We start from the raw sequence: 19,398 nt of genomic DNA on the forward strand, positions 1-19,398 counted from the left end.
CCTGGCGCCGGATACGGCCTAGTCGTTGCCCGCCGGCACCACCACCAGCTTGCCGCCGCCGGCCGACATGGCCTGCACTTCACGGTCGTACATGGCTTCGCCGTAGGCCGGTGGAACAATAAAGCTGCCGGTATTGGTGGCCTTGATCTGATAGACGAACTCCTGCACCTCGGTGCCGGCGTTGCCGTAGATAATCACCCGATCTTCGCGGATATCGCTGTAATCCGGCGCCCAGGTAGAGCCGGTGGCGGCCAGCGGCGACTGCCAGCCGCCGCGATCGTCGCTCTCCTCGCCGGTATCGGCCGGTTCCGGCGGCGTCTGCTGCACCACTTCGAACCCGCCCGGCAGCAGATCGACGATCGCCAGGTTGCTCTGCCCCTCTTTCGAGTTGGCGCGCACCTTCAGATGGACGTTGATCTTCTGCCCCAGCGTCACCTGCGTCACCGCTTTGCCTTGCTCGTCGGTGTAATCGCGGACAATCTCAATGCCGCGCGACAGCGCTTTTTGCGGCGCATTCAGATCGTAACCGGCCTGCGTCACCACATACCAGGCCGGCGCATTGCCGCCGTTGGTGAAGCGCACGGCGGTGGCATCGGCGTTAAACTGCCCCTGAACGAACAGCCCCTGCAGCTCACTGATGCGCTGCGGCTCGCTGCCGCTTTTGCCCACCTGCACGATGCCTAACGCGTCCGCATTGGCGGATTGCGCCGCCACCTCAGTCGAATAGCTTTCCAGCGCCAGGATGCTCATTGCAGAGGAGTACGTGGTGTAACGCTCTTCTTTCAGCGCCTTGACCATGTTCTCCAGCACCTGCGGCGGAATCGACGCCACCTTCTCAGGGAAGTGACGGGTAATCAAATACAGCCGCGTCGCATCCTGCACCAGCGGATCGAAATAGTTCTGCGTCCACCAGGCGCTGTCATAGGCTTTGCTCAGTTGCTGCCAGCTCGGTTGCAGCAACGCGGCGGCTTCGTCGTCCATCTTCAACAGGCGATAGGAAGAGGCCAGATACAGCGCGCTCAGGTCGGTTTTCCACTCCTCGCCATAGCGTTTTTGCAGCGTATCCTGCACCGCCGCCAGCGAGTTGGTGGTCACTTCGCCCTGCAGCGTCAGCAGGTAAACCGCCCAGCTGCGCAGGCGCAGCAGATACAGATCGTCGAACCCGCTGGCCGCCAGCTCGCGCAACGCGCCGTTGGCTTCATCCAGCATGCCTTCCGGCAGGGCGTAGCCCACCGCTTTGGCTTCGAGCAGATATTGCACCACATAAGGCGTGACGAAAGGATCGGCATCCGGCGATGAACGCCAGGCGCCGATCGCCCCGCTGTCGTTCTGGCGGGCGCGCAGCACGCCAAGCAGATTGCGCAGCTGCTTGCTGACTTCCGCCTGGCTCAGGCTGCTTTTCATCTCTGGGTGACGGCTCTGCAGCATCAGCGGAATGGAACGGCTGACGATCTGCTCGGAACAGTAATATGGGTAATCCGCCAGGTATTGCGCCAGCCCATTGGTCAGCACCAGCGGTGAATTCGACACCGCAGCCCGGCGCTGCGCGAAAGCATCGAACATCTGGCGCAGGCCATCGACGTTCTGGCTGCTGCCACTCATGCGCCCCATCACCGACTGGGTGCGGTACGGCGCCGCCGGCCGCACCGAGGTGCTGACGGTGCGGCGGCTGGCCTGGTCGCCGTAACGGGCGTCGAACACCAGCGGCGCATCGCCCAAAACGGCTTTGGCGCGCAGGCGGAAAGCGATCACGCCCTCGCGTTTTTCCGCCAGCGTCAGGCTTTGCGTCGCGTTGCCCACCACCTCCAATTGCGGCGGCGGCGTCAGCAGGACGTTGATGGCTGCCGACTGGCCGTTCAGCCCTTCGAGGTTGTTGCTGATGCCCACGCTGACGTCGAACTCATCGCCCGGCGCCACCATCGCCGGCACGTTCGGCGTCATGATGAAGCTGTCACGCACCGTGGCGGCGGTTTGCGCCTTGCCGATTTTCTCCGGCGTCACCGAAATCGCCATGACGCGGATCTTGCCGTTGAAGTAGTCCGGCACCGGGTAGACGAACTGCTTCTCGCCGCTGACTTCGGTAATGCCGGACCAGTAGGCCACCGGCTTGTCACGCTTGCGTTTGAACGGGTTGAGGTTGAGATCCAACCCTTCGCCCGCATCGCCGCCCGGCGCCGCGGTCAGCGCCATCAGCTTGCTGAACTCCGGCAGGATCAGATCCAGGATCTGCGAGCTGCTCACGTTCAGTTCGCGCTTGCTGAAGAAGAACTCCAGCGGATCCTTCAGGCGGTAACGCGCCACCTGCAGAATGCCCTCATCGACGGCGAACAGCGCCACCTGCTGCGGCGCATCGGTCTTGACCGTCATCGTCAGGTTTTCACCCGGCTTGATGACCGCCGGCGCCGTCACCTCGAGGCTGTTTTGGCGCGCCTTGGTGCTGATCTTGAACGGCATCACGCCGTAGCTCAGCGGGCTCATGAAGATCTCGCTGGAGTTGATGTCGCGCACGAACTGCACGTTGATGTAGCCGTTGCCCTCCATGCCGGCCGGCACGCGGATCGTCTGCACCGAGCTGGTGGTATCGCTGTGGAACCACTGCCAGGCGTAAACCTTGTCCTTCTCGATGGTGATCAAACCGCTGCCGGTATAAGGCGCGTTAATCGCCACCTCGATCTCCTCGCCCGGCTGGTATTCCGCCTGGTTCAGTTTCAGCTTCAGTTCGGCGTTGCGATCCAGCGAACGGCTCAGGTTGGCGTTGCCGGCCACGCTGTAGGCGACGCGGTTGAGCGTCTTGCCCTGCGCATCTTCAATCACCAGCACGAAGTCGCCCGGCTTATCAGTCGTCAGCCGCAGATCCGCGCCCTGCTCGCTCAGCGCCAGCGGCTGTTCCGACAGCTGCACTTCCTTCATCTTCGACTGGTATTTGTAAACGCCCGAATCCTGTTTGGTCAGCACCGAAATGTATTTCTGTTCGATCAGCACCTGCTTCAGATTCGGCATGGCGATCTGTTTCAGGGCCGGATCGATGGCGATCACATTCAGATGCCGCTCCGCGTCGCGATTGATGTAGCCCAGATCGCCGTCGGCCTTCACCCCAATCAGATAATCGTAAGGCGAAACCAGCGTACGGGTGGTAGCCGCCACCGAACGCCCGCCGCCGGCGACGAACGCCTCCGACAACAGCTGCAGCTGATAGGTCGCGTCGGCGTAGGATTTCAGATCGAGCGGAATATCGGCCGCGCCATGCTCATCGGTGGTGCGATCTTCCAGCTCGGTTTCGAACCCGTCGCTGTTTTGCCGGTTTTCGTAGAACGCATAATCCGGGAAGCGATCGAAGCTCGGATACATCGGCCGCAGCGTCAGCCTGGTGGTCACGCGGCGATCTTGCGCCGGGGTGCCGAACAGGTTCTGCACGTCGATGCTGGCCTTCAGCTCAGACGGTTTTACCCAGCCTTGCTGGCGGTCCGGCGTCAACGCCAGCTTCACTTTCAGCTGATCCGGTTCGAACTCCTTCACATTGACCGCGGTATGGCCGAGCAGCGTGGAGGTATCGTTGTTTTTGCCGATCAGATACAGATAGACGTTCCACTCGCCGGTCGGTGAGTTTTCATCGGTGGTATAGCTCAGCTCGTTGAAACCGCTGGCGCCCAGCGTCAGCGGTACGGTGGACATCAGCTTGTCGCGCGGATCGCGAATTTCGGCACGCACCGGCACGCCGGCCAGGCCAACGCCCCAGTCGGCGGCGCGGGTGATCAGGCCAATATTGAAAGTATCCCCCGGCCGATAAACGCCGCGATCGGAGAATAGATAACTGCTGAGGGTGCGCGGATCGGTCGGCGTTTGTTCACCGGCGACGTCGAAGCGCGAGAAGTCCAGCCCGCGATCGTTATAGCTACCGGTCGGCAGGAAGGAGACATCCCCTTCCTTTTCCACCAGGAACATCACCGGCTGGCGCTCGTTGGTGTATACATCGAGCGCCGGGAAACGCACGTGGCCGTCGGCACCGGTGGTTTGGCTGAGCAGCGTCACGCCGTTTTTGGCCACTACCGACACGGTGGCGCCGCTGACCGGTGCGCCGCTTTGGATCGACTGCACAAAGACATCGCGCGTCTTATCCTGCGAGCTCTTGGCGACGATGCCCAGATCGGTCACCACCACAAAGCGCGAATCGCCGACGTCGGGCTGCTCTTCCCCTTCGCTTTCATCTTGTTCCTGATCCTGCTCGGCGCCCGCCTCTTCCGCCGCCGGTTTTCGGTTCGGCTGCCATTCGGACAGCGTCAGCAGGAATACCCCGCGATGGGAGCTGGCGTTGGTGGAAAGATAACGGGAGAGATCGATGCCCTGATAGTTCACTTCCCCCGGCCGCTCGTTGTTGAGCGCCGTTTGGTATTTGAAATGCTCGGTGAAATATTCGTCGTTGAGACGGTTGAATTCCGTGGACGAGTAGTCCCGGCTTTTGAAGGAGACGATGTGCTGCAGCTGGCTCGGGATCACCCGTTTGATGTCCAGCCGCAGGCCCGCCACGTTGCGCGCCGCCACGCTGATCTGCTTGTCACCGTTAACCGACAGCAGCGAGCCCTGCGACATGAACTGCAGCGATTTCGGGAACTCCGGCACTTCGACCACCCGATAAACCTTCTTCGGCATTTTGTAACCGCCGACGGAGACCAGTTGGTTATCTATCTCGAGCAACACAAAGCGGTGCGCCGGGGCGTCGAAACGGAAGCTGAACTGCGGTTGATAGGCCTCTTCCGCCTCGTTAAGCGTCAACGGCAGTGGCGTCGCCTGCGCCAACACGTTTTTGCCGACGCTGTCGACCGTCCATTGATAGAAGTCTTCGGCATCGTTGGCGGCCTCGGCATCGCTCGGATCGTGCTGCGGCAGCAGCCAGGCTTTGGTGGCCCGCACCAACTCTTTATCCTTCACCGCATCGCTGAAACCGACCACCAGCGCACGCTGCCCTTGGCCGCCGTCGGTGTCCACGACCTGAGCGCTGGCGTCGCTCAGCGCCAGGCTGTAGAGGGTGGGTACCTTGACCCAGTTGCTTTTCGCCTCTGCGACCGCGTTGCCGGCCGCCGTCGATTTAACGCCCTTACCGACGGTCAGATGCACCGCGCCGCCCTGATCCAGCGCCTGAAGAGGCTCGGAATGCACCCAGGCGTTCAGTTTTTTCTCGTCATAGACCAGAGAGAAGTTCAGCTTTTTCTCGGAGGACGTGCTGCCTTCCTTCAATCCCAGCGAAATCTGTTTTTCAAAGCTGGCGACGTCAACCGGCGCGTTGAACTGCAGATTGAAAATCGCGCTGCGTTTCTGTGCATTCTGTGGATCGCGGTAATACTCGGCCTGCCCCAGACGGTAATCGAACGCGGGCACGGTGAAGGCATAGCGGGTTTTGGCGAGCTTGACCTGCGGCGCCAGCAAGGTGGCGGGCTCCAGGGCCACCTCATATTTCGCCCCCATCGGCAGCGGTTTTTTCGGCGAGAACACCAGCGTTGATTCATTGCTCCACGCCCACTGCCCTTCCGCCGTCGGTTTGAGGGTGATACCGGCGCTCACGGTTTTACCCACCACGGCGATCGGCGCGACCGAGCCGCTGAAGGTCAGGCTCACCGTTTGCGGCGCCTGCCGGGCGGCGGCGTAATCTATCGGCTCGGGGTTGGCCACCTCGGCGCTGATCTCCTGAACCACCAACGGCGCCGGCTCGATGGGCTGGGGCCGATTTTGCCACCAGTGCCAACCGTAAAACGCGCCGCCCGCGGCCCCCGCCAGCAGCAGCAGGCCCAGACCGATCGCTTTCGGGTGTTTATCCACGCCGCTTTCGAGCCGCAAAAAACCGCGCGGCAGCGCAGCCCACCAGGCCGGCGCGCGCCAGCTGAGGTTGCCGACCAGCGGTCTCAGCAACCGTCCCAACAGCGACAACGCCCCACCCAGCAGGCGACAAACGCCCTTAACCAGGGTAAAAGGCAAACGCAGGATAAACCTTAATAAATCCATTATTGCAGCACCTCATCATCCTAATGCAGCCCCCGGTCAACCGTCGCGGTTCAACCGAGCCGAAAGACACCGTCGGCTCTCCTGCCCGGCATCCGCGCGAGTACTCTACACTGCCGGACGGCAAAAATCTGCGCGCCGCCGGCGGATTACGGCTCTTTATTCAACATCAAATCCAGCTGTTGCAGCAGCACCAGCAGCGGCAGACTGCTCGGCTCACGATCTTTCAGCGCCTCTTCGAAATAAGGCGTGATGGCGAAGCGCGTCGGCAACGGCGCTTGGGCGTCCAGCAGCGCATACATGCGCGGCAGAAACACCCACTGCAGCCAGGCTTCGGCCGACATGCTGTCGATACAGAACGGCTCGGTGCTGGAAAAAGCCTCATGCTCAGGCGGCGCGGCCTGCCACAGCGCCAGATCGCGCATGGATTGTTCAATCGCCTGCAAACTGCGGCGCACCTGGTTATGTATACTCATCTGCATTCCCGATCTCTTTTCATTATGGTATTCAGCTCGCTGGCTGAAAGGCGGCAAAGCATAGCATTTTTATAGCCCAAATTTGGCGCGCCCGAGACCGGCTGCCGTTTTTATCTGGTGGCGATCGCCGCCGCGCGGCACAATAGGGCCACCGAATTCACCACACAGATAAAGATTCATGTCCGTAATAACAGAGAAAAAAAACCACGCGACGCCCGGTAAAGCCATGCTGGCTTCGGTCACCGGGTATGCCATGGACGGGTTTGACCTGCTGATCCTCGGCTTTATGCTGCCGGCTATCAGCATCGAATTAGGATTAACCTCATCGGCCGCCGGTTCGCTGGTCACCTGGACGCTGATCGGCGCGGTGCTGGGCGGCGTGATCTTCGGCCACCTCAGCGATCGTTTCGGCCGCATCCGGGTGCTGACCATCACCATTCTGATGTTTTCCCTGTTCACCGGCCTGTGCGCCGTGGCGCAAGGGTATTGGGATCTGCTGGCCTATCGCACCCTGGCAGGCATCGGGCTGGGCGGCGAATTCGGCATCGGCATGGCGCTGATCGCCGAAGCCTGGCCGGCGGAGAAACGCAACCGCGCTTCGGCTTACGTCGGCATGGGCTGGCAATTGGGCGTGCTGGCAGCCGCCTTCCTGACGCCGCTGCTGCTGGAACACATCGGCTGGCGCGGTATGTTCCTGGTCGGTCTGCTGCCGGCGCTGGCGTCATTCCTGATCCGCCGCACGCTGGGCGAGCCGGAGGCGTTCGTGCGGCAGAAAGACGCCGGGCGGCCGCTCTCCTTCCTGCAGCGTTTGCGCCTGCTGTTTAAGGATCGCGCTACCAGCAAGGCCAGCATCGGCATCTTCATTCTCTGTTCGGTGCAAAACTTCGGTTACTACGGGCTGATGATCTGGATGCCGACTTACCTGGCGAAAAACTTCGGCTTCTCACTCACCAAGTCCGGCCTGTGGACGGCGGTGACGGTGGTCGGCATGACGTTCGGTATCTGGCTGTTTGGCGTGCTGGCCGATCGCTTCGCCCGCTGGAAGATTTTCGTGTTGTATCAGGTAGGCGCGGTAGTGATGGTGATCGGTTACGCTCAGTTGAGCGATCCGATGCTGATGCTGTTCGCCGGCGCCGTGATGGGCATGTTCGTCAACGGCATGATCGGCGGCTACGGCGCATTGATTTCCGATACCTACCCGGTACAGGCGCGCGCCACCGCGCAAAACATCCTGTTCAATCTGGGGCGCGGCGTCGGCGGCCTGGGGCCATTGGTAATCGGTGCGCTGGTGACGCAGGTGTCATTTACCGCCGCCATCAGCCTGCTGGCGGCGATTTACCTGCTGGATATCTACGCCACGCTGTTCCTGCTGCCGAAAAAACAGGGCGCAGGCGATACGCTGGGCGCGATTGGTTAACGCTGGCGATGGATTAAGCAGAGGAGCACGCACGGCGGGAGAGAACAAAAAGTTGGGGGCACTGCGTTAACAGTGCCCCCGGTTCGTTTTATAGCTATCCCGCTACACAGTGTGCTCCCTGCTCAATCCTTGAAAACTTTTCCTGCGGCCATCCTGACCAAGTGATCCTTGCATCATCCTGCAGCATCGTCCTGACGCGGTTCCTCAGCCTTCCTGACCCGCCGACAGTCCTGTGTCGGCTCTCAATCTCCGTCCTGGAGGTGTCCCTGGTTTCTATCCTGAAACATCCTGGGCATCTCCTGACGCCATCCTTCGCTCTACCTGAGCGCATCCCTTTCTTCTTCCTGAAGCTGCATCATCCTGATGCTTTCCTGCTCCGCCGGTTCCGTTCCGGTAACGATAAGATCGCTTAAATTCCCCGGAATCACAAGGGTTTGGGAGGTGTCTCACACTAAATTAAGACTAAGAGTTATCCTAAAGAAATTCTAACCAATTGATCTGGATAACAATAATCTCATAGCCTGGAAAAAGGTGGGAAAAATTAAGAGCGATATCTCACAGCCCGTGTGAGAGATCTCTCACACGGGCGACGGCGAATCCGCCGCGCTTCAGTCCAGCATAGGGCGCAGCGCATCGAGGAAATTCCCGAGCGTCGCCGCCAACAAGGTGCGCTTATCGCTGCCGAACTGCTCCAGTACCACGTTGCCGCTGACGTTGCACAGCGACACCATCGTCATCTCGGATTCGGTGGTCGCCAGGAAGAGGGTCGGCGACAATTTGAGGCGCTTTTGCGTCACTAAATGGCCGATGAGGTTTTCCTGCAGGCGGATAAAATCCTCTTCGCTCCAGACCTGCAGCAGGCTCAGGCGATGCTCGCCGAACTGCGCGCTCATGTCGCCGGCGTATTGCTGCGTGTAGAAGCGATGCGCATCCGGCTGCAAACGCAGCTCCAGCGCGGCCTCTACCTTCTCCAGCGTCGCCGCCGGTTCAAAAGGCTGCGGCAACCACAGCACGTCATCCTCGCGATTCTCCACGATGCAGGGCGACGGCACGCCGTACAGCGCCTCGCTGGCCGGCGCGTGGCCGCGCTCTTGCTGCCACAACTCGACATAGCGTTGAGTGAATTCACGCAGGGCGTGCGATACATCATGGTCCATATTCTTTCTCGCATACGTTAAACTGACGGCCATTGTACCTATCTCTGACCGAGGTGACAGCAGATGTCCTCATATCAAGACCACCAGGCCCTGTCGGGGCTGACGCTGGGCAAACCCACCGCCTACCGCGATCGCTACGACGCCACGCTGCTGCAGGCGGTGCCGCGCAGCATGAACCGCGAGCCGCTGGGGCTGTATCCCGACAACCTGCCCTTCCACGGCGCGGACATCTGGACGCTGTACGAACTCTCCTGGCTGAACGCCAACGGGCTGCCGCAGGTGGCGGTCGGCGAGATCAGCCTCAATGCCGACAGCCTGAACCTGATCGAATCGAAAAGCTTCAAGCTGTATCTCAACAGCTTCAACCAAACGCCGTTCGCCGATGGGGAAACGGTGCGCAGCACCCTGCAGCGCGATCTGTCCGCCTGCGCCCAGGGCGAAGTCAGCGTCACCCTGTTCAGCGTCGAGCAGTTGGAAGGCACGCCGATCGCCCGTCTGGCCGGCGACTGCATCGACCAACAGGATATCCGCATCGACAATTATGAGTTCAACGCCGACTACCTGTTAAACGCCGTCGGTGAAGAGGCAGTGGAAGAGCAATTGGTCAGCCACCTGCTGAAGTCCAACTGCCTGATCACCCATCAACCGGACTGGGGCTCGGTGCAGATAAGCTATCGCGGCGGCAAGATCGATCGCGAAGCGCTCCTGCGCTACCTGGTCTCCTTCCGCCACCACAACGAATTCCACGAACAGTGCGTCGAGCGCATCTTCAATGATTTGATGCGCTACTGCCGGCCGCAGAGCCTGACGGTTTACGCCCGCTACACCCGTCGCGGCGGGCTGGACATCAACCCGTGGCGCAGCAACGTCGCGTTCACTCCCGAGCACGGCCGCCTGGCGCGCCAATAAGTGCGAAACATTGCTCAACAACTGAGCTAACGAGCGGTTTGTGTTGGTAAAAGCGCAGGGACGGCGGTAAGGTTAAAACGAGGCTGCAGCCGGGCAGAACGCCCGTTGCACCGCAGTACACCAACCATAACGAGATGCTGTTTTGCTGCGTATGGATTACTACCGCCCCGCACCGGGTGCAAAGGAGTTACCTTGATTACACACATCAGCCCGCTTGGCTCTATGGATTTATTGTCGCAGCTGGAAGTAGACATGCTGAAACGCACTGCCAGCAGCGACCTGTACCGCCTGTTCCGCAACTGTTCGCTGGCCGTGTTGAACTCCGGCAGCCAAACCGACAACAGCAAACAGCTGCTGTCGCGCTATGAAACCTTCGATATCAACGTGCTGCGCCGCGAGCGTGGCGTGAAACTGGAGCTGGTCAACCCGCCGGAAGAGGCGTTCGTCGACGGCCGCATCATCCGTTCATTGCAGGCCAACCTGTTCGCCGTGTTGCGCGACATCCTGTTCGTGCACGGCCAAATCGCCAGCGCCGGCCGTTTCCAGCATCTGAACCTGGAAAACTCGGCCCACATCACCAACCTGGTGTTCTCGATCCTGCGCAATGCACGCACGCTGCATCTGGATGAAGATCCCAACATGGTGGTGTGCTGGGGCGGCCACTCAATCAACGAGAACGAATACCTGTACTCGCGCAAGGTCGGCAGCCAGCTGGGCCTGCGCGAGTTGAACATCTGCACCGGCTGCGGGCCGGGCGCCATGGAAGCGCCGATGAAAGGCGCAGCGGTCGGTCACGCACAGCAGCGTTACCACAACAGCCGCTTCATCGGCATGACCGAGCCGTCGATCATCGCCGCCGAGCCGCCTAACCCGCTGGTGAACGAGCTGGTGATCATGCCGGATATCGAAAAACGTCTGGAAGCGTTCGTGCGCATCGCGCATGGCATCATCATCTTCCCTGGCGGCGTCGGCACCGCCGAAGAGCTGCTGTACCTGCTGGGTATCCTGATGAATCCGGAGAACAGCGAACAGGTGCTGCCGCTGATCCTGACCGGGCCGAAAGAGAGCGCCGACTACTTCCGCGTGCTGGACGAGTTCATCATGAACACGCTGGGCGACGCGGCGCGCCGTCACTACACCATCATCATCGACGATCCGGCGGAAGTGGCGCGGCAGATGAAGAAAGCCATGCCGCTGGTGAAGGAAAACCGCCGCAACACCGGCGACGCCTACAGCTTTAACTGGTCGATCCGCATCGCGCCGGATCTGCAGCTGCCGTTCGAGCCGACCCACGAGAACATGGCGAACCTCAATCTGTATCCGAACCAGCCGCCGGAGCAATTGGCCGCCGCGCTGCGCCGCGCCTTCTCCGGCATCGTGGCCGGTAACGTGAAGGAAAACGGCATCCACGCCATTGAACAGTTCGGCCCGTACAAGCTGCACGGCGAACCGCAGATGATGAAGCAGATGGACAGCCTGCTGCAGGGCTTTGTCGCCCAGCACCGCATGAAGCTGCCGGGCAGCGCCTATGTGCCCTGCTACGAAATCGTCGCCTGATCCTCAATCCTGGGCGGCGTAACGGCCGCCCTGTTTTTTCTGACCTTGCCGCCCATGATGATACACCTACTGATTGTCGACGCCCTGAACCTCATCCGCCGCATTCACGCCGTACAGGGCTCTCCTTGCGTCAACGCCTGCCGCCACGCGCTGCAGCAGCTTCTCCAGCACAGCCGCCCGACCCACGCGGTAGCGGTATTCGACGAGGACGATCGCAGCGATAGCTGGCGTCACCAAATTCTGCCGGACTACAAGGCCGGGCGTTCGCCGATGCCGGAAAACCTGCAGCAGGAGATGCCGCAGTTGCGTGAGGCCTTCGCCGAGCTGAGCGTCGCCAGCTGGCATTCGCCCGGCAACGAAGCGGACGATCTGGCGGCCACGCTGGCGGCGAAGGTCGCCGGCGGCGGCCACCAGGTGACCATCGTCTCCACCGACAAAGGCTATTGCCAGCTGCTGGCGCCGAACGTACAGATCCGCGATTACTTCCAGAAACGCTGGTTGGATATGCCTTTCGTGCAGCAGGAATTCGGCGTGCAGCCGCAGCAACTGCCGGACTACTGGGGGTTAGCGGGGATCGGCAGCAGCAAGATCCCCGGCGTGGCCGGCATCGGGCCGAAAACCGCCGTGCTGCTGTTGCAGCAGTCGGGCAGTCTGGACGGGATCTATCAGCACCTGGAGCAGGTGCCGGAGAAATGGCGCGGCAAGCTGGAGCAGCACCGCGAGCTGGCCTACGTCAGCAAACACGTCGCCACGCTGCGCACCGATCTGTCGCTGGACGGCAACCTGCAGCAGCTGCGACTGCCGATACAATAAGGGCGCTGCAAGCAGCGCCCTTCATCAGGTTTAACGCGATTAATCGCGCTCGTCGCGCCGACCCGGCACCGCCGACCACATGCGGCGCACGTGTACGGTGATCTCTTCGCGGTCGTGATACAGCTGTTTGGCGTGCACTTCGACGCTGATGCCGGCAGCGCCCAGCGCTTCGCGGATGCTCATCAGGTTTTGCGACACTTCCTCATAGCGCTTTTTCATCGGCAGCTTGAGGTTAAAGATCGCTTCGCGGCACCAACCTTTCACCAGCCACTGAATCATCAGGCTGGTCACTTTCGCCGGTTTCTCCACCATGTCGCACACCAGCCAGTAGATTTTGCTGCTGTTCGGCTCGAACTTGAAGCCGTCGGCGCGGTGGTGCGTCACCTGGCCGGTTTCCATCAGGCTCGGCGCCATCGGGCCGTTATCCACCGAATGCACCATCATGCTGCGTTTCACCAGCTGATAGGTCCAGCCGCCCGGGCAGGCGCCCAGATCGACCGCGTGCATGCCGCTGGCCAGGCGTTCGTCCCACTCGTCGGCGGGGATGAACACGTGGAACGCTTCTTCCAGCTTCAGCGTCGAACGGCTCGGCGCATCGGCTGGGAAGCGCAGACGCGGAATGCCCATGTAGAACGGCGAGTTGTTGTTGCTGTAGGAGTAACCGACGTAGCAGCAGCCCGGCGCGATGAAGAACACGTGCACCACCGGGCGAGTCGGGTTCTCGCGCGCCATCAGCACCTTCTGCTCGCGCATCGCGGCGCGCAGCGGCACCGTCAATTTGCGGCAGAATTTCATCAGCTCTTTGCTTTCGTTGGTGTCCGGCACTTCCACCCGCAGCTCGCCGCCGCGATCAACCACGCCGATCAGCATGCCGACAATCGGCGATACCCGATCTTCCGGCGGCAGATCGCGCAGCAGCTCACCTACCACGATCATCTGGCGGGCGAAAATCAGTTCGCGGAACGGAATCTCCCGCGCCAGGCGATCGGCATCGTCCGGCTGATAGCATTCGAACAGCACGTAACCGCTGTGCTCTTTTACTCGTGCAAAGCCGTAAATCTCCAGCTGGGCGGCTTTGTCGGTGATCTCTGCCGCACACTCTTTTTCAAAGCCTGGGCGGCAGTACAACGCAATCTTATTCATGGCGCTCGGCCTTTTTCCTCAGACGCAAAGCGCCAATCAACATCAATATCCAGCCGATCAGGAAGCACACGCCGCCAACCGGCGTGATATATACCCAGACCTTCAGGTGCGACAGCGCCAGGCAATAGAGGCTGCCGCTGAACAACACGGTGCCGAACGCCAACAGCGCTCCGCTCCAGTAAAACCACAGGCTCACGCGGCGCTGCATCGCGACCGCCAGCGCCAGGATGGCCAGGGTGTGGAACCCCTGATACTCCAGCCCGGTACGGATCCAGGCCATTTCATTGGCGCCGAGCGTACCGCTTAACACATGCGCGCCGAATGCGCCCAACGCGACAAACACAAAGCCGCTGATAGCGGCGAAAACCAGCATGGAACGGCTGCTCATCGTGATCTATCCCATTAAAAATTACCGGCCGCGGCAAGGCGGCGGCCGGCCTTATTGTTCGTAGCGGAAGCGGAACTTCTCTTGTTCGCTGGCGGCGCGCGCCAGGATCCACTGCCGGAAGGCGGCTATTTTACCCAGTTCTGCCTGGCTGTCATGACATACCAGATAAAAAGCGTTTTTACTGACCAGCACATCGTTGAACGGGCACACCAGGCGACCGGCTTCAATCTCGGTTTGCGCCATCACGTTGTTCACCAGCGCCACGCCCTGACCGTGCACTGCCGCCTGCACCACCATGGCGCTGTGGCTGAAGATCGGCCCCTGCTGCACGTTGATGTGCTGCAACCCCAGCTGGCGCGTATAGGCCAGCCAGTCGCGGCGTGAAACGTCATGCAGCAACGTATGATAAGCCAGATCCTCTGCGGTTTTCAGCGGATGATCGCCGGTCAGCAGGCTCGGCGAACACACCGGCAGCAAATATTCCGCATACAGGCGCTCGGCGCGCAGTCCCGGCCAGTTGCCGCGGCCGTAGAAAATCGCCACGTCGACGTCGTCCGCCAGCTTGTCCTCTTCGCGGTCCACCGCCTGGATGCGCACGTCGATGCCCGGATAAGCTGAGTTAAAGCCGGACAGGCGCGGCACCAGCCACTGAATGGCGAAGCTCGGGGGTAGACTGACGGTCAATGCCCCCTTGGCGCTACGCGCCTGTAGCTTGCGCGTCGCCTCGTTGATCGAAGAGAAAATCTCCTTGATATCGAGGTAGTAACTTTGGCCCTCTTCGGTCAGCAGCAGCGAGCGATTGCGCCGGCGAAACAGCTTCAGTCCGAGAAAGTCCTCCAGCGACTTGATCTGGTGGCTCACCGCGGCCTGGGTCACGAACAACTCTTCCGCCGCCTTGGTGAAACTCAGGTGGCGAGCGGCCGCATCGAACACGCGCAGCGCATTGAGGGGAGGTAAGCGTTTAGACATTAAATTAGCTACTTTTGTGTAACATTAATCCGAATGATTCGGCGCCGAAAATCGGGCGGCTTTGTGTGGCAAGCCATCGGTAAACGCTAACGGCGTATTGCCATTAGTTTTTTTAATCCGAGCCATTATAATTTGTCCGTTGAGGATGCGCCAGCAAATACCTATAGTGGCGGCACTTCCCGGGCCGGAACGAAAAGGGAGTGGGTGTCGAGGACGCCGATGAACTTTTGGCTTGTGGTTGTGATGTTGTGTTTGCAAATTGTCCGGCGATTCCGGACATGGTAGCTAGGCTACTGTTTTTTCACTTCCTGTACATTTACCCTGTCTGTCCATAGTGATTTTATGCAGCACCGCAAAACTTGCGGTGCTTTTTTTTGCCTGACGGTTACTGGTTGCTTTCAACCATCTCTTTCACATCGGCGCGGTTGATCTGCTGCTCGACGCCGTTAGCGTCTTTATAGCTGATCATGCCGGTATCGTTGTCCACTTTTGGCTTGCCGTCAGCGACAATGGTGCGTCCGTCATTGGTATGCATCACGTAGTTGCTGGAACAGGCGGCCAGGGTGAACGTAAGCATCAGGGCAGAGAGAACTGCGGCTGTTTTCTTCATTGAGGACTCCTTTTTAGTTTTAAATGCTGATAAATACCTTTTATGTGTATAGATGCGATTAATAAGCGCACATTTAATAGCATAACAAACTTTTCCAATTTTGCCAGGCGATAAGTCCTAATAGGCAGGATCGCTTGTCTCCGGCGGCAAAATAGGACAGGATCACCCATCGACTCAAGCCAGTGACAATCAGGGTATGACGCCTTTTAACCCCAGCCTTTTTCGCCAACAGTTTCCCGCGCTCGCGCAGGATGGTATCTATCTGGACAGCGCCGCCACCGCGTTGAAACCGCAGGCGGTCATCGACGCCACGCAGCAATTTTATCGCGATGACGCCGCCACCGTGCACCGCAGCCAGCATCGGGCGGCGCAGGATCTGACTGCCCGCTTCGAGCAGGCACGCGGCCAGGTGGCGAAATTGATCAATGCGCCGTCGGCCGACGACATCGTCTGGACGCGCGGCACCACCGAGGCGATCAACCTGGTGGCGCAGAGCTACCTGCGCCCGCGTCTGCTGCCGGGCGATGAAATCCTGGTGAGCGAAGCGGAACACCACGCTAACCTGATCCCCTGGCTGATGGTGGCGGAACAAACCGGCGCGCGGGTGGTGAAACTGCCCATCGGCGCCGATCGGTTGCCGGATTTGACGCAGCTGCCCGCCCTGCTCAACGACAAAACCCGCCTTTTGGCGCTGGGGCAAATGTCCAACGTCACCGGCGGCTGCCCGGATCTGGCACCGGCAATCGCCATGGCGCATGCCGCCGGCGCGCACGTGATGATTGACGGCGCTCAGGGCGTGGTTCACGGCCCGGCCGACGTACAGCGGCTCGATATCGATTTCTACGCCTTCTCCGGCCACAAGCTGTATGGCCCGACCGGCATCGGCGCGCTGTACGGCAAAGCCGAGCTGCTGGCGCAGATGGCCCCCTGGCAAGGCGGCGGCAAGATGCTGACCCAGGCGTCGTTCGACGGTTTTACCCCACAAAAGCCGCCGCACTGTTTCGAAGCCGGCACGCCAAACATCGCCGGCGTGCTGGGGTTGGCCGCCGCACTCACCTGGCTCAGCGAACAGGACATGGCGGCGGCGGAGCGCTACAGCCGCGAGCTGGCGGATCAGGCCGAACAGCGGTTGGCGCAGCTGCCGGGCTTTCGCAGCTTCCGCAGCTCCGGCTCCAGCCTGCTGGCGTTCGATGTCGCCGGCATACACCACAGCGACATCGTCACGCTGCTGGCGGAGCAAGGCATTGCGCTGCGCGCCGGCCAGCACTGCGCGCAGCCGCTGATGGCGGCATTAGGCGTCAGCGGCACGCTGCGCGCGTCGTTCGCCCCCTACAATACACAACAGGATGTCGATACGCTGGTCAGCGCGTTGACTCACGCCCTCGATCTGCTGGCCGACTGACGTGATTTCCGGAGACACTATGCTCGCCCCCCATCCTTTTGGCCGAGAGATCACCGCCGAAGCCTTGATCGCCACCTTCAGCGCGCTGAAACAGTGGGAAGACCGCTACCGCCAGCTGATCATGCTCGCAAAACGGCTACCGCCGCTGCCGGAGGCCTTGCGCAGTGAAGAAATGGCGTTGAGCGGGTGTGAAAACCGTGTCTGGTTAGGGCACCAATTGCTGGAAGACGGCACGCTGCACTTCTATGGCGACAGCGAGGGCCGCATCGTGCGCGGCCTGCTGGCGGTGCTGCTGACCGAAGTGGAAGGAAAAACGCCGCAGCAGATCGCCGCATTGGATCCGCTGGCGCTGTTCGACCGTCTGGCATTGCGCGCGCAGCTGAGCGCCACCCGCGCCAGCGGCCTGGCGGCCTTGGGCTCCGCCGTCAAGGCGATCGCCGCCCGTTACGCCTGACGCGCCGCCTTCGCCACCATCTTTTTCAGCGCGTGCGATACGGCGACGAAACCGAAGGTGGCGGTAACCATGGTCGCCGCACCGAACCCCGCGCTGCAATCCATTCTTTTTGGCCCTTCCGCCGTGCTGCGCGAAGCGCACACCGAACCGTCCGGCTGCGGGTAAACCAGCGGTTCGCTGGAGAAGACGCAGTCGATGCCCAGCTTACCCTTACCGTTTTTCACCACGTTGAAATCGTGCTTCAACCGCTCGCGCAGCTTGGCGGCCAGCGGATCCTGGATGGTTTTGGCCAGATCGGCCACTTCGATTTTGGTCGGATCGACCTGACCGCCGGCGCCGCCGGTGGTCACCACCGGGATCTTGAAGCGGCGGCAGTATGACAGCAACGCCGCCTTCGGCCGCACGCTGTCGATCGCGTCGATGACGTAGCTGAAGTTATGGTCCAGCAGCTCGGCGACGTTGTCCGGGGTGATGAAATCGTCGATGCAGGTCACCCGGCATTCCGGGTTGATCGCCAGGATACGCTCCGCCATCACCTCGGTTTTCGATTGCCCGACATGCTGGCGCAACGCGTGGATCTGGCGGTTGGTATTGGTAACGCAGACATCATCCATGTCGATCAGGGTGATGGCGCCGATGCCGGTGCGCGCCAGCGCCTCAGCCGCCCAGGAACCCACGCCGCCGATACCGATCACGCAGACGTGCGCCTGCGCGAACACCGCCAGCGCCTGCTGGCCGTACAATCGCGCCGTGCCGCCGAAACGCTGCAGATAGGCTTCCGAATAAGCTGTGCTCATAACGCTTTAATTACCTTCGTAATGCAAATGATAAGGGCCGGAAAATCCGGCCCTTGCGGGTCAATCTTTTCACGTCGTATGCGTTTACCGAGTGGCCAGCAACGAACCGCCGCCAGTTGACTGATTGGCGCTGAACAACTGACCGCCACCGTTGTTCTTCAGCACCCAGACGCGGCCATAGTGGTTGTAGTATCCCGCCGAGTGGCCGGCATCCGGCCCGATGCCCTGATACATGTCAAAATGCTGGCCCTTGATGGCCCCGCCCACGTCGAGTGCGACCATCAGACGCATCTCGTATTTTCCCGTGAATTTACCCTTGTTGTCCAGCAGCGGCACTTCGGCCAGCAGCGTAGTGCCCGCCGGGATCAGCGAACGGTCGGAGGCCACCGAGGCTTTGGCGATCAGCGGCACCGCACTGGCGCCCTTCACCGGCGCAAAAGCTTCCGGACGGAAAAACACGAACGACGGGTTCTGCTCCAGCAGCTCACGCACCTCTGCGGCGCTGTGGGTATCCGCCCACTGACGGATCGCCTGCATCGACATGTCCGCCTTGGCCACTTCACCGCGATCGATTAGCACCTTGCCGATGCTGCGATAGGCGTGGCCGTTCTTGCCGCCGTAGCCGAAGAACACCAGCGGCTGGCCGTTGCCGTAGTCGACATAGCCACTGCCCTGGACTTCCATCATGAAGTTGTCCATCAGCGAGTTGGTGTAAGCGATGATATAGCGATCGTCAAGCGCGCCGGAATAGATGCCCGCGCGATCCGGCAAGCGGCCTCTGCCCTTCGGCGGCATGCGGTACAGCGGATAGCGGAACTCGCCCTGTTGGGTATAGCGCGCCTGCACCACCGGCGTATAGTAGCCGGTAAACTGCACGTTGCCGTAATTGTCGACACCTTCCATCTGGTAAGCGCTGAGGCCGTACTGGCTCAGCATGCGCGTGTCGGCGCCGGACGCCATCCAGCTTTGCACCGCCTGATAGGTGCTGTTGTTGCGGTTAAACAGCGAAGGCGACGCGTACTTGATCTCCATCAGCTGATCCGAATAATCCTTGGCGTTGACCGGCGAACCTTTGGCGTTGGGCTGATTGACCAGCTCCAGCGATTGATCCAGACGGCCGTCTTTATATTGCTGACCCCGATCGGTCGGCTTGGACGAACAGCCCGCCAACACCGCCACCAACAACCCGCCCAGCAGGTATTTGCCCCAACGTCCTTTCATCGCGCACACTCTCAAACTGATATGATCTACCGGCTGAACGATAACAAACGCTCATTGATAAAGGAATCGCTGCAAATAAAAAAAGCCGCACGGA

The 19,398-nt window shown here is 60.8% G+C and carries 15 protein-coding genes; 6 read left to right on the top strand and 9 right to left on the bottom strand.

Annotated features, from left to right (window positions below; all coding sequences use genetic code 11):
* Positions 1 to 18: 18 nt before the first annotated feature.
* Together ACJ8J5_RS20125 and ACJ8J5_RS20130 are read right to left on the bottom strand one after the other, a co-directional pair.
* Positions 19 to 5,994, bottom strand: coding sequence for an alpha-2-macroglobulin family protein (locus tag ACJ8J5_RS20125; protein WP_414104925.1), 5,976 nt, complete (start codon positions 5,992 to 5,994; stop codon positions 19 to 21).
* 146 nt (positions 5,995 to 6,140) lie between these two features.
* Positions 6,141 to 6,467: a YqcC family protein gene (locus tag ACJ8J5_RS20130; protein ID WP_025304043.1), complete on the bottom strand. Its 327-nt coding sequence runs from the start codon at positions 6,465 to 6,467 to the stop codon at positions 6,141 to 6,143.
* 178 nt (positions 6,468 to 6,645) lie between these two features.
* Between ACJ8J5_RS20130 and ACJ8J5_RS20135 the strand changes: the two genes are divergently transcribed.
* The gene (locus tag ACJ8J5_RS20135) at positions 6,646 to 7,884 is read left to right on the top strand and encodes an MFS transporter (protein ID WP_025304044.1); all 1,239 of its coding nucleotides are present in this window, start codon (positions 6,646 to 6,648) and stop codon (positions 7,882 to 7,884) included.
* A gap of 608 nt (positions 7,885 to 8,492) precedes the next feature.
* Here ACJ8J5_RS20135 and syd read toward each other — a convergent pair.
* The gene (gene syd / locus ACJ8J5_RS20140) at positions 8,493 to 9,041 is read right to left on the bottom strand and encodes a SecY-interacting protein (protein WP_089196212.1); all 549 of its coding nucleotides are present in this window, start codon (positions 9,039 to 9,041) and stop codon (positions 8,493 to 8,495) included.
* A 63-nt stretch (positions 9,042 to 9,104) separates the two neighbouring features.
* Between syd and queF the strand changes: the two genes are divergently transcribed.
* The 3 genes from queF (at position 9,105) to xni (ending at position 12,320) form a co-directional block, all read left to right on the top strand.
* The gene (gene queF / locus ACJ8J5_RS20145) at positions 9,105 to 9,950 is read left to right on the top strand and encodes an NADPH-dependent 7-cyano-7-deazaguanine reductase QueF (protein WP_049296155.1); all 846 of its coding nucleotides are present in this window, start codon (positions 9,105 to 9,107) and stop codon (positions 9,948 to 9,950) included.
* A gap of 192 nt (positions 9,951 to 10,142) precedes the next feature.
* The gene (ppnN, locus tag ACJ8J5_RS20150) at positions 10,143 to 11,507 is read left to right on the top strand and encodes a nucleotide 5'-monophosphate nucleosidase PpnN (protein ID WP_414104926.1); all 1,365 of its coding nucleotides are present in this window, start codon (positions 10,143 to 10,145) and stop codon (positions 11,505 to 11,507) included.
* Positions 11,508 to 11,561: 54 nt separating this feature from the next.
* The gene (gene xni / locus ACJ8J5_RS20155) at positions 11,562 to 12,320 is read left to right on the top strand and encodes a flap endonuclease Xni (protein ID WP_414104927.1); all 759 of its coding nucleotides are present in this window, start codon (positions 11,562 to 11,564) and stop codon (positions 12,318 to 12,320) included.
* Positions 12,321 to 12,359: 39 nt separating this feature from the next.
* Here xni and rlmM read toward each other — a convergent pair whose 3' ends face one another.
* From rlmM to ACJ8J5_RS20175, 4 genes are all read right to left on the bottom strand, one after another.
* Positions 12,360 to 13,463: a 23S rRNA (cytidine(2498)-2'-O)-methyltransferase RlmM gene (gene rlmM, locus ACJ8J5_RS20160; RefSeq protein ID WP_019455735.1), complete on the bottom strand. Its 1,104-nt coding sequence runs from the start codon at positions 13,461 to 13,463 to the stop codon at positions 12,360 to 12,362.
* Complete coding sequence (locus ACJ8J5_RS20165) at positions 13,456 to 13,851, bottom strand: DUF423 domain-containing protein (protein ID WP_004931896.1); 396 nt, start codon at positions 13,849 to 13,851, stop codon at positions 13,456 to 13,458. Before ACJ8J5_RS20165 ends, rlmM begins: the two co-directional genes overlap by 8 nt.
* Before the next feature lie 51 nt (positions 13,852 to 13,902).
* Entirely contained in the window at positions 13,903 to 14,820 is a 918-nt protein-coding gene (locus ACJ8J5_RS20170; RefSeq protein ID WP_025304049.1) for a transcriptional regulator GcvA, read from the bottom strand.
* 385 nt (positions 14,821 to 15,205) lie between these two features.
* Positions 15,206 to 15,430, bottom strand: coding sequence for a YgdI/YgdR family lipoprotein (locus tag ACJ8J5_RS20175; RefSeq protein WP_025304050.1), 225 nt, complete (start codon positions 15,428 to 15,430; stop codon positions 15,206 to 15,208).
* A gap of 196 nt (positions 15,431 to 15,626) precedes the next feature.
* Between ACJ8J5_RS20175 and csdA the strand changes: the two genes are divergently transcribed.
* Together csdA and csdE are read left to right on the top strand one after the other, a co-directional pair.
* Complete coding sequence (csdA, locus tag ACJ8J5_RS20180) at positions 15,627 to 16,832, top strand: cysteine desulfurase CsdA (protein WP_141998858.1); 1,206 nt, start codon at positions 15,627 to 15,629, stop codon at positions 16,830 to 16,832.
* Positions 16,833 to 16,851: 19 nt separating this feature from the next.
* Positions 16,852 to 17,286, top strand: a complete 435-nt coding sequence (gene csdE, locus ACJ8J5_RS20185; RefSeq protein WP_049206161.1) for a cysteine desulfurase sulfur acceptor subunit CsdE — start codon at positions 16,852 to 16,854, stop codon at positions 17,284 to 17,286.
* Here the strand turns inward: csdE and tcdA are convergent.
* Both tcdA and mltA read right to left on the bottom strand, forming a co-directional pair.
* Complete coding sequence (gene tcdA / locus ACJ8J5_RS20190; protein WP_025304053.1) at positions 17,277 to 18,083, bottom strand: tRNA cyclic N6-threonylcarbamoyladenosine(37) synthase TcdA; 807 nt, start codon at positions 18,081 to 18,083, stop codon at positions 17,277 to 17,279. The genes csdE and tcdA overlap by 10 nt on opposite strands.
* Positions 18,084 to 18,167: 84 nt before the next feature.
* Positions 18,168 to 19,304: a murein transglycosylase A gene (mltA, locus tag ACJ8J5_RS20195; protein ID WP_060435082.1), complete on the bottom strand. Its 1,137-nt coding sequence runs from the start codon at positions 19,302 to 19,304 to the stop codon at positions 18,168 to 18,170.
* Between the last annotated feature and the right edge of the window lie 94 nt (positions 19,305 to 19,398).

The organism is Serratia sp. CY43202 (assembly GCF_052168755.1).
Taxonomy (GTDB): domain Bacteria; phylum Pseudomonadota; class Gammaproteobacteria; order Enterobacterales; family Enterobacteriaceae; genus Serratia; species Serratia bockelmannii.